The 9,705-nt window shown below is 71.7% G+C and carries 9 protein-coding genes and 2 pseudogenes; all 11 read left to right on the top strand.

What is annotated here, in order from left to right; all coding sequences use genetic code 11:
- Positions 1–386 (top strand): annotated as a pseudogene (locus B1L11_RS38065) (DNA polymerase III subunit gamma and tau); the annotation flags it as partial.
- Between the two features lie 176 nt (positions 387–562).
- Entirely contained in the window at positions 563–913 is a 351-nt protein-coding gene (locus B1L11_RS38060; protein WP_079320096.1) for a YbaB/EbfC family nucleoid-associated protein, read from the top strand.
- Between the two features lie 3 nt (positions 914–916).
- Positions 917–1,516, top strand: coding sequence for a recombination mediator RecR (gene recR, locus B1L11_RS38055; RefSeq protein WP_076439806.1), 600 nt, complete (start codon positions 917–919; stop codon positions 1,514–1,516).
- Positions 1,509–2,039, top strand: a complete 531-nt coding sequence (locus B1L11_RS38050) for a DUF5063 domain-containing protein (RefSeq protein ID WP_079320095.1) — start codon at positions 1,509–1,511, stop codon at positions 2,037–2,039. The genes recR and B1L11_RS38050 overlap by 8 nt, the downstream gene beginning before the upstream one ends.
- A 98-nt stretch (positions 2,040–2,137) precedes the next feature.
- Positions 2,138–3,411: pseudogene (locus tag B1L11_RS38045) on the top strand (aspartate kinase).
- Positions 3,408–4,475: an aspartate-semialdehyde dehydrogenase gene (locus B1L11_RS38040; RefSeq protein ID WP_079320094.1), complete on the top strand. Its 1,068-nt coding sequence runs from the start codon at positions 3,408–3,410 to the stop codon at positions 4,473–4,475. The pseudogene B1L11_RS38045 and the gene B1L11_RS38040 overlap by 4 nt, the downstream one beginning before the upstream one ends.
- An 825-nt stretch (positions 4,476–5,300) precedes the next feature.
- Positions 5,301–5,948 carry a TetR/AcrR family transcriptional regulator gene (locus tag B1L11_RS38035; protein WP_239108775.1) on the top strand — a complete coding sequence of 216 codons (648 nt, stop codon included), beginning with the start codon at positions 5,301–5,303 and terminating at the stop codon, positions 5,946–5,948.
- Positions 5,949–5,974: 26 nt separating this feature from the next.
- Positions 5,975–6,964: an LLM class F420-dependent oxidoreductase gene (locus tag B1L11_RS38030; protein WP_204051081.1), complete on the top strand. Its 990-nt coding sequence runs from the start codon at positions 5,975–5,977 to the stop codon at positions 6,962–6,964.
- A gap of 62 nt (positions 6,965–7,026) precedes the next feature.
- Positions 7,027–8,448, top strand: coding sequence for an amidase (locus B1L11_RS38025; RefSeq protein WP_079320092.1), 1,422 nt, complete (start codon positions 7,027–7,029; stop codon positions 8,446–8,448).
- Positions 8,449–8,521: 73 nt separating this feature from the next.
- Complete coding sequence (locus B1L11_RS38020; protein WP_079320091.1) at positions 8,522–8,857, top strand: YkvA family protein; 336 nt, start codon at positions 8,522–8,524, stop codon at positions 8,855–8,857.
- 110 nt (positions 8,858–8,967) lie between these two features.
- The gene (locus tag B1L11_RS38015; protein ID WP_079320090.1) at positions 8,968–9,690 is read left to right on the top strand and encodes a DUF1684 domain-containing protein; all 723 of its coding nucleotides are present in this window, start codon (positions 8,968–8,970) and stop codon (positions 9,688–9,690) included.
- Positions 9,691–9,705 lie beyond the last annotated feature (15 nt).

Raw genomic sequence — 9,705 nt, 5'->3', positions numbered from 1 at the left:
CCCCGGCCGCTCCCAAGGCCGCCCCGGCTCCGGAGCGGAAGGCCGCCGCGCCCGCGGTGTCCCCCACCGTGCCGTCCGGAGGGACGACCGACGAGTCGTGGCCCGACGCGCCGTCGGACGACTACGACGCGCCGTCCCCGGCCCCGCGATCCACGCCGAGCCCCGGCCTTGCCGCCGCGCGCTCCGCGGCCAGGGCCGCCGCCCAGACCGGTCCCCGGCAGGCCTGGCCGGAGACGGTGCCCGGCCGTACGGGCGGGGCCGCCCGTCCGGACGACGACGTCGACCCGCTCAACGACGACGACGCGGACGTCAGCGAGCTGTCCGGCATGGCCCTGATCCAGCGCGAGCTGGGCGGCCGCGTCATCGAGGAAATCGATCATTCCTGAGCGCCTTCCCCGCCCGAGGGACGGCCGCCGCATGGACGGAGACTGGTGGGGTAACCGGTGTCCGTCGCCCGCGACCCGGCGCGGAACACGCACGCCGCGCCGGTGCGGAAACCGGGGCGGACGCCGTAGGCTCGTCGCGACGAACATGTCGCTGGACGCTGAGGAGCGCAACCATCGTGAATCCAGGGGATGTCAACCTCCAGCAGTTGCTGGAGCAGGCTCAGCTGATGCAGCAGCAGCTCGTCACCGCGCAGCAGGAGCTCAGCGACGCCGAGGTCGAGGGCAGTGCCGGGGGCGGCCTGGTCGTCGCCACCGTGAACGGCAGCGGCGAGCTTCTCGAGCTCGAGATCAGCCCGCTGGCCATCGACGCGAGCGACCCGGAGGAGACCGCGCAGACGATCGCGGACCTCGTGCTCGCCGCCGTGCGGGACGCCGTACGCGCCGCAGGGGAGCTGCAGCAGGAGAAGCTGGGCCCGCTCGCGCAGGGACTTGGGGGCGGCCTCGGCGGCCAGCTGCCGGGGTTCTAGAGCATGTACGAAGGGGTCGTCCAGAACCTGATCGACGAGCTCGGGCTGCTGCCCGGCGTCGGTCCCAAGAGCGCGCAGCGGATCGCGTTCCACCTCCTCGCGGCCGATCCGGCCGACGTCAAGCGGCTCGCGCACGCGCTGCTCGAAGTGAAGGAGAAGGTGCGCTTCTGCCGCGTGTGCGGAAACGTAGCCGAAGAGGACCAGTGCCGGATCTGCCGGGACCAGCGGCGCGATCCGCACGTGATCTGCGTGGTCGAGGAGTCGAAGGACGTGGTGGCGATCGAGCGGACCCGTGAGTTCCGCGGTCGCTACCACGTGCTCGGCGGGGCGATCAGCCCGATCGACGGCGTCGGCCCGGACGACCTGAAGATCCGCGAGCTGATGACCAGGCTGGCCGACGGCCAGGTGACCGAGCTCATCCTCGCGACCGACCCGAACCTCGAGGGCGAGGCGACGGCCACCTACCTGGCCAGGCTCGTCAAGCCCCTGGGATTGAAAGTGACCCGACTGGCCAGCGGTCTGCCTGTGGGCGGTGATCTCGAGTACGCCGACGAGGTCACTTTGGGCCGCGCTTTCGAAGGACGGAGGCTGCTGGATGTCTGACGAGTGGAACGACCTGGCCGCACGCGTCGCAGGACACGCGCAGAACTTCATCGACGGCCTCACCCGCCTGGCCGGCGGTGAGGGCGGCGATGCCACGCTGCCGCTGCTCCTGGTGGAGGTGGCCCAGGTCAGCCTCGCGGGCACCCAGCTCGGGGCCGCCCAGGACGTGATCCTGCAGGGCAACGTCGAACCCGCGCTGAGCGAGGACCCCGACATCGACCCCCTCCGTACGGCTCTCGCCGCCCGCCTCGGCCCGGTGGACGACTACGCCGAGGTGTTCGACCCCTACAAGGACACCGTGGTCACCCCGTACCGGTTGTCGGACGACCTCACGGCGGTGGCGGCCGACCTCATCCACGGGCTGCGGCACTACCAGGCGGGCCGTCCGCTCGAGGCGCTGTGGTGGTGGCAGTACTCCTACTTCAACACCTGGGGCAACCACGCGGGCGCGGCGCTGCGGGCTCTGCAGGCGCTGGTCGCGCACACCAGACTGGATGTCGTCGAAGAGGGCACGACGGTCTGATCAGGCGGCGGGGCGTCCACATGCTGGTCGCGTCCGGTCTCGCTTTGGGGCGTCCAAGTACACTGTGAGCTCCACGTCCTGATTCGTTGGAGATTCCAGTGGCGCTCGTTGTGCAAAAGTACGGTGGTTCCTCCGTAGCCGACGCGTCCTGCATCAAGCGGGTCGCCCAGCGGATCGTCGCGACGAAAAAAGCGGGCAACGACGTCGTCGTGGTGGTCTCCGCGATGGGCGACACCACCGACGAGCTGCTCGACCTGGCCCAGCAGGTGTCGCCGCTGCCGCCCGGCCGCGAGCTCGACATGCTGCTGACCTCCGGTGAGCGGATCTCGATGGCGCTGCTCGCGATGGCGATCGCCAACCTCGGTCACGAGGCGCGCAGCTTTACCGGCTCGCAGGCCGGTGTCATCACCGACTCGACGCACGGCAAGGCGCGCATCATCGACGTGACGCCCGGCCGCATCCAGGAGGCCGTCGCCTCCGGCCAGATCGCGATCGTGGCCGGATTCCAGGGCGTCTCCCAGGACAGCAAGGACATCACGACGCTCGGCCGGGGTGGTTCCGACACCACGGCCGTCGCTCTCGCGGCGGCGCTCGGCGCGGACGTCTGCGAGATCTACACCGACGTGGACGGCATCTACACCGCCGATCCCCGCATCGTCCGTACGGCACGGCAGATCCCGCGGATCTCCTACGAGGAGGCCATGGAGATGGCGGCCTGCGGCGCCAAGATCCTGCATCTGCGCTGCGTGGAGTACGCCCGCAGGTTCGACCTGCCCATCCACGTCAGAAGCTCGTTCAGCACGAGGGAAGGCACCTGGGTCGTCTCCGACCCCTACAGCGAAGGAACCGAAGTGGAGCAGCCCATCATCTCCGGGGTCGCGCACGACCGGAGCGAGGCCAAGATCACTGTGGTCGGGGTGCCCGACAAGGTCGGCGAGGCCGCCGCCATCTTCCGCACGCTGGCGGACGCGGAGATCAACATCGACATGATCGTGCAGAACGTGTCGGCCGCGGCGACCGGGCGCACCGACATCTCCTTCACGCTCCCGGCCAACGACAGCCAGACGGCCCTCACGGCGCTGAAGAAGATCCAGAACCAGGTCGCCTTCGAGTCGCTGCTGTACGACGACCAGATCGGCAAGGTCTCCCTGGTCGGCGCGGGCATGCGCTCGCACCCGGGTGTCACCGCCAAGTTCTTCGGCGCGCTGGCCGACGCCGGGGTGAACATCGAGATGATCTCGACCTCGGAGATCCGGATCTCGTCGTCGTGGGGCAGAACGAGGTGGACACCGCGGTCGCCGCCGCCCACCGCGCGTTCGACCTCGACGCCGACCAGGTCGAGGCCGTTGTGTACGGAGGTACCGGACGATGAGCCGCAAGCCCACCCTCGCCGTCGTCGGCGCGACCGGTGCCGTCGGCACCGTCATGCTCGAGATCCTGACCAACCGCCGCGACCTGTCCGACGCGTACGGCGAGATCCGGCTGATCGCGTCGCCGCGCTCGGCGGGCAAGGTGCTGAGCGTGCGCGGCGAGGACGTCGTCGTCCAGGCGCTGTCGCCGGAGGCGTTCGATGGCGTCGACATCGCCATGTTCGACGTGCCGGACGAGGTGTCCGCCGAGTGGGCGCCCATCGCCGCCTCGCGCGGTGCGGTGGCCGTGGACAACTCGGGCGCCTTCCGGATGGACCCGGACGTGCCGCTCGTGGTGCCCGAGTGCAACCCCGAGCAGGCCCGCAACCGGCCCAAGGGGATCATCTCGAACCCCAACTGCACGACACTGTCGATGATGGCCGCCATGGGCGCCCTGCACCGCGAGTGGGGCCTGCGCGAGCTGGTCGTCGCCTCCTACCAGGCGGTGTCCGGCGCCGGGGTGGCCGGCCCCGAGCGGCTGTACGCGGAGATCGAGGCCGTCGCCGGTGACCGGACGATGGGCACCGTGGCGGGCGACGTGCGCAAGGCCGTGCCCGACCTGGCCGACTCGCCGTTCCCCGCTCCGCTGGCGCTCAACGTGGTGCCGCTGGCGGGCTCGCTCAAGGACGGCGGCTGGACGTCCGAGGAGCTGAAGGTCCGCAACGAGTCGCGCAAGATCCTCGGCATCCCCGACCTGAAGGTCTCGGCGACCTGCGTCCGCGTTCCGGTGGTGACCACCCACTCGCTGGCCGTCCACGCGACGTTCGAGCGGGAGGTCACGGTCGAGGGCGCCCGGGCGATCCTGGACGCCGCGCCGACCGTCGTGGTGCTCGACGACCCCGCGAACGGCGTGTTCCCCACGCCGGCGGACGTCGTCGGGACCGACCCGACCTACGTCGGCCGGATCCGCCAGGCGCTCGACTTCCCGAACACGCTCGACCTGTTCCTGTGCGGCGACAACCTGCGCAAGGGCGCCGCGCTCAACACCGCCGAGATCGCCGCGCTGGTCGCGACCGAGTTCGCGTAAAGGGTCACCTGAACAGCACGTCCCAGTGGGTGGGCTCGTCCGCCCACACGGCGAACCACGCGTCGGGCCCGGCCTCCGGATCCCGGTCCGGGTCCGGGTCGAGACGGTGGGCGATACAAGGCGGCGCCGTCCCCACGCGTGCGCCAGTAGCGGTAGGTCCGGGTGACGTACGCGTCGAGGCACCGGTTGTGCGCGAGGTCCACCTTGTAGCCGTTGCCGTGGCTGTAGCGGCCGTCCGCGTGTCCGGCCTCGGTGCCGCCGGTGACCGTCACCGGGCAGCCGCTGTCGCGCCGCAGGTCGATGGTGCGCATCAGCGTGCCGTAGCGGATGGCCTCCAGCGACGTGCAGTACGGGCGGCGGCGGTCGCCGCAGTCTCCGGTCGACTTCCAGCGCACCCCGGCGTCCAGCAGCAGGCTCGCCGCCCGCGCGTGGCCGATCCGCTCGTCGGCCGCCGTGGTGTCCCAGGTCTTCACCGTGGCGATGAACGTGCCGGCCAGCAGCGGCGGGAGGGAGACCGCACCGCTCGCCTCCCCGCTCGCCTCGATGGCGGGAGCGGCCGTGGGAGCCGGGGACGGCGGTGGGACGGGATCCCTGCCGTGCTGCATGGGCAGGGAGATCAGGACGGCGGTGCCGATGCCGGCCAGCCCCCGCCTTGACGGACGGACGTCCACGTGCCTCGTTTCCTCGGTCGACGACGGGGGCTGAGGTCTTCAATGCCACACGCGGAGGCCGGTCCGCCCGCTGCCACGAGGCGGTTTGCCGCGACTCGTGGATCATCTTGTCGGTTCATGACCGGATGAGGGCCCGAGCCGTACAGTGACGAGCGTGGCCGAGAGTACACGGGAGCTGATCGTCGAGACGGCCCTCCGGTTGTTCAGGGATCGGGGGTACGAGGCGACCACGATGCGTGCCATCGCCGCCGAGGCGGGCGTGTCGGTGGGCAACGCCTACTACTACTTCAGGTCCAAGGAGCAGCTGGTCCAGGCGTACTACGACCGGGCACAGGCGACGCACGAGGCGGCGTGCCGTGAGGTGTTCGCCGCCGAGCGGTCCTTCGCCGGACGGCTCGGGGGTGTGCTGCGGGAATGGGTGCGGATCTCCGAGCCCTACCACGAGTTCGCGGTGAAGTTCTTCAAGCACGCGGCGGAGCCCAGCAATCCCCTGAGCCCGTTCAGCGCCGAGTCGGCGCCCGCCCGCGAGTCGGCCATCGCGCTCTACCGGGAGGTGGTCGAGGGATCGGCCGGGCGTATGGACGACGAACTGCGCGAGGAGCTTCCCGAGCTGCTGTGGCTGCTGTGGATGGGGGTCGTGTTGTTCTGGGTCCACGACAACTCGCCCGGCTGCGCGCGCACCTACCGGCTGATCGACCGGGTCGTCCCGCTCGTCGACCGGCTGGTCGGCCTGTCGCATCTGCCCGGCATCAAGGGTGTGGCCAGGGAGGTCATCGAGGTGGTCCACGAACTTCGGGCGTGACCGCGACTCCATACCGGCCGGTTGGTATGGTCGGGGTCGAGACCTTGGAAGGGGTGGCCGTGGACCGCTGGGGCATGACGATTCCGTTCTTCGGGCAGACGCCGGTCGAGTCGAGGGAGCTCGTCACCGAGCTGCCCGCGCTGGGCTACACCGACGCGTGGTCGGCCGAGGTGGGCGGCACGGACGGGTTCGTCCCGCTGGCCCTGGCGGCCGAGTGGGCGCCGTCCCTGCGCCTGGGCACCGCGATCGTCCCCGTCTACACCCGCGGCCCGGCCCTGCTGGCCATGTCCGCGGCCACGCTGGCGGACCTCGCCCCGGGCAGGTTCGTGCTGGGCATCGGCGCGTCGTCCCCGGTGATCGTGGGCAACTGGAACGCCGGCGAGTTCGACAAGCCGTACGCGCGGGTCCGCGACACCCTGCGTTTCCTGCGGCCGGCGCTGGCCGGGGAGAAGGTCACCGAGAGCTACGAGACCTTCGCCGTGAAGGGCTTCCGGCTGGAGAAGGCCCCCGCGACGCCGCCGAAGATCGTGCTCGCCGCGCTGCGGCCCGGGATGCTCCGCCTGGCCGCCCGCGAGGCCGACGGCGCCATCACCAACTGGCTCTCGCCAGGAGACGTACGGAAGGTGCGGGGCGAGCTGGGGCCGGAGACCGAGCTGATCGCGCGGCTTTTCGTCGTCGTGACCGAGGACGCGGCGAAGGCGCGCGAGATCGGCCGCCGGCTGCTTGCCGCCTACCTCACCGTGCCGGTGTACGCGGCGTTCCACGAGTGGCTGGGCCGGGGAGAACTGCTGCGGCCCATGCAGGAGGCGTGGGCGGCCGGAGACCGGAAGGCCGCGCTGAAGGCGATCCCCGACGAGGTCGTGGACGACCTCGTCGTGCACGGGGACGCGGCGACCTGCCGGGCCCGGGTGCGGGAGTACGTGGCCGCCGGGCTGGACACGCCCGTGCTCGCCCCGCTGCCGGGCGGAGACCTGCCGCTCGCCGACACCGTACGGGCGCTCGCGCCGGGCGCCTGACGCCGTTCCGCTGACCGGGACACCGCTCCCGCAAGCCCGCCCGGGTCGCCCCACCATGGCCCATGGACGAGTTTGTGTCGCTGGACGCGATCGGACAGGCCGAGGCGGTGCGCACCGGCGCGGTGTCCCCGAGAGAGGCGGTCGAGGCTGCGATCGCCCGGATCGAGGCCGTGGACGGCCGGTGCAACGCGGTGGTCCACCGGCGGTTCGCGCAGGCGCTGGCCGAGGCCGGCGACATCCCGGCCGACGCCCCCTTCCGGGGCGTGCCGATCCTGCTCAAGGACATCGGCTGGCGGTCGGCCGGCGACCCGTACGGCGCCGGATCGAAGATCTACGACGGCGTGCGGATCGAGGAGGACTCCCACAGCGTCGCGGCGCTGCGCCGGGCCGGGTTCGTCGTCCTCGGCCGCACCAACGTGCCCGAGCTGGCGACGACGATCACGACAGAGCCCGCCGCGTTCGGGCCGACCCGCAACCCGTACGACCCGGCCTTCTCGGCGGGCGGGTCGAGCGGCGGCTCGGCGGCGGCCGTGGCGGCCGGCATAGTGGCGGTGGCGACCGCGAGCGACGGCGGCGGATCGATCCGCATCCCGGCGAGCCTGTGCGGGCTGGTCGGGCTCAAGCCCACGAGAGGGCGCACCAGCCTCGGCCCGTACGCGGCAGAGTCGTGGGGCGGCCTGTCGGTGGAGGGCGTGGTGACCCGGACCGTGCGTGACACGGCGGCGCTGCTGGACGTGATCTCCGGGACGGCGCCTGGCGACCCCTACGCCGCGCCCGCGCTGCCCGGCCCGCTCGCCGGAGAGGTGGGCGCGGACCCCGGCAGGCTGCGGATCGGCTTCGTCGCCGTCCATCCGCGCGGCGACCTGCCGCAGGACCCGGACGTGGCCGCCGCGGTGACGCGGGCCGCAGGTCTGCTGGAGTCGCTCGGCCACGACGTGACGCCCGGCCACCCCGATGCGCTGGCCGACGCCGAGTTCCCCCGGCACTACGGCACGCTGGTGGCGGCGAACGTCGCGGCCGAACTGGAGGCCCTCGCGGCCGAGCGCGGCAGGCCGGTCGAGCCGGACGAACTGGAGCCGCGCAACCGGCTCATGATCGAGGGCGGCCGGGCCATGACCGCGACGGACTACCTCGGCGCGTTGCGCGCGATGAACGCGCACCGCAGGCGGATGGCGACCTGGTGGACGGGCGGGTTCGACCTGCTGCTGACGCCGACGGTTCCGGTGGCGCCCTATCCCCTCGGGTGGATCAGCGACGACGACCTGTGGCCGAGCCTGGAGCGAGCGGGTGCCGGCGCCGCCTACACCTCGCCCTTCAACTCCACCGGTCAGCCCGCGATCTCGCTGCCGCTCCACCGTACGGCCGCCGGGCTGCCTGTGGGGGTCCAGCTCGTCGCCGCGGCCGGCCGGGAGGACCTGCTGATCCGGGTAGCGTCGCAGATCGAGGCGGCACAGCCGTTCGAGCACCCCATGGCGGGAGGCTGAGGAACCGGCCGGGCGTCGCCGTACGTTAACCAGAGGGCAAAGCGGGCAGAGGTCTCCCCCTGGAGGTGTCCTCATGGTGAAGGCAGGACGTGCGGCGGCCACCTGGCGCGCCTACCGCGAGGTCTCCAAGCCCGGCTCGCCGGGACTCGGGGCCCGGCTGCGGGCCGTGCCGCGGATGCTCCGCGCCGCGGTGAAGGGCGACTACCCCGGCCTGACCAAGGGCAAGATCGCGATGCTCGGCATGGCCGTGGCGTACATCGTGTCGCCCATCGACGTGGTCCCCGACTTCCTCCTCGGTATCGGCGTGGTCGACGACTTCGGCGTGTTCCTGTGGCTGGCGACCGCGCTGCTGGGCGAGAGCGGCCAGTTCGTCGAGTGGGAGAGGAACCCGCGGGCGACCGTCAAGTGATCAACAGGCGACTGATCAATTGGCGCAAATCCTACCTAATCTGTAGGGTAATGCTCAAACATCGCCAACGGTGCTGATCTTAGCGAACGACCGAAACGAGCATTACCGCCATGTCTTTACGCGCCTCCGCAGCCACGATCGAAGCCGCCCGCGCCGGGTGGGAGGCGTGGCGGGCGGAGCGGCTGGCCTCCGTACGAGCCCCGCGGGGCAACCTGGCTCTGGTGGAGACCCTGTGGCCGGCCCCGGGCGAGGAGGTGTCCCCGGAGGACGCCCTCGCCGGCCGGCCGCCGAGCGTCACGGCCACGAGGATCGAGCGGACCCACATCACGACCGGCGAGCCCGAGCACGGCATCCGGTTGTGGGACGCGGACGCGCCCGCCATCCGCCACTTCAAGACCATCGACGTCTTCCCGTTCGCCCCCGAGTGGGTGATCGAGGCGGTCTTCACGCCGGTGTCCGACGCGCGGCTGCTGCCCTTCGAGCACGCCCGCGACGCCGGCGGCACCCGTGAGCACGTCGTTCCCGGCGACATCACCTTCACGCTCGACGGCACGCCGTACAACCTGGCCGCCTTCGACGACGAGGGGACGCTGCTCCTCGTCGTGGGCGACCGCACCAATGGCTCGGCGACGTACGGCGGCGGGCGGTTCCTGACGGTGGAGCCCGAGCCCGGCGGACGCGTCGTCCTCGACTTCAACCGCGCCTTCGCGCCGCCGTGCGCCTTCTCGCCCTTCTACAACTGTCCGCTGCCGCCCCCGCGGAACCGGCTGGACGTGCCTGTCGAGGCGGGAGAGAAGCTCCCCGTCTTCCGCGACGGCTTCCGGCCGTACTGATCACCCCGCCGACCA

The organism is Microbispora sp. GKU 823 (assembly GCF_002027145.1).
Classification (GTDB): domain Bacteria; phylum Actinomycetota; class Actinomycetes; order Streptosporangiales; family Streptosporangiaceae; genus Microbispora; species Microbispora siamensis.
Note: the sequence above shows the minus strand (reverse complement) of the source record. Positions and strands in the feature narration are given on the sequence as shown.

Coding starts and splice junctions, on each gene's coding strand:
- recR (WP_076439806.1), top strand. CDS start 917: ATGTACGAAGGGGTCGTCCAGAACCTGATCGACGAGCTCGGGCTGCTG.
- B1L11_RS38050 (WP_079320095.1), top strand. CDS start 1,509: ATGTCTGACGAGTGGAACGACCTGGCCGCACGCGTCGCAGGACACGCG.
- B1L11_RS38040 (WP_079320094.1), top strand. CDS start 3,408: ATGAGCCGCAAGCCCACCCTCGCCGTCGTCGGCGCGACCGGTGCCGTC.
- B1L11_RS38030 (WP_204051081.1), top strand. CDS start 5,975: ATGGTCGGGGTCGAGACCTTGGAAGGGGTGGCCGTGGACCGCTGGGGC.
- B1L11_RS38025 (WP_079320092.1), top strand. CDS start 7,027: ATGGACGAGTTTGTGTCGCTGGACGCGATCGGACAGGCCGAGGCGGTG.
- B1L11_RS38020 (WP_079320091.1), top strand. CDS start 8,522: ATGGTGAAGGCAGGACGTGCGGCGGCCACCTGGCGCGCCTACCGCGAG.
- B1L11_RS38015 (WP_079320090.1), top strand. CDS start 8,968: ATGTCTTTACGCGCCTCCGCAGCCACGATCGAAGCCGCCCGCGCCGGG.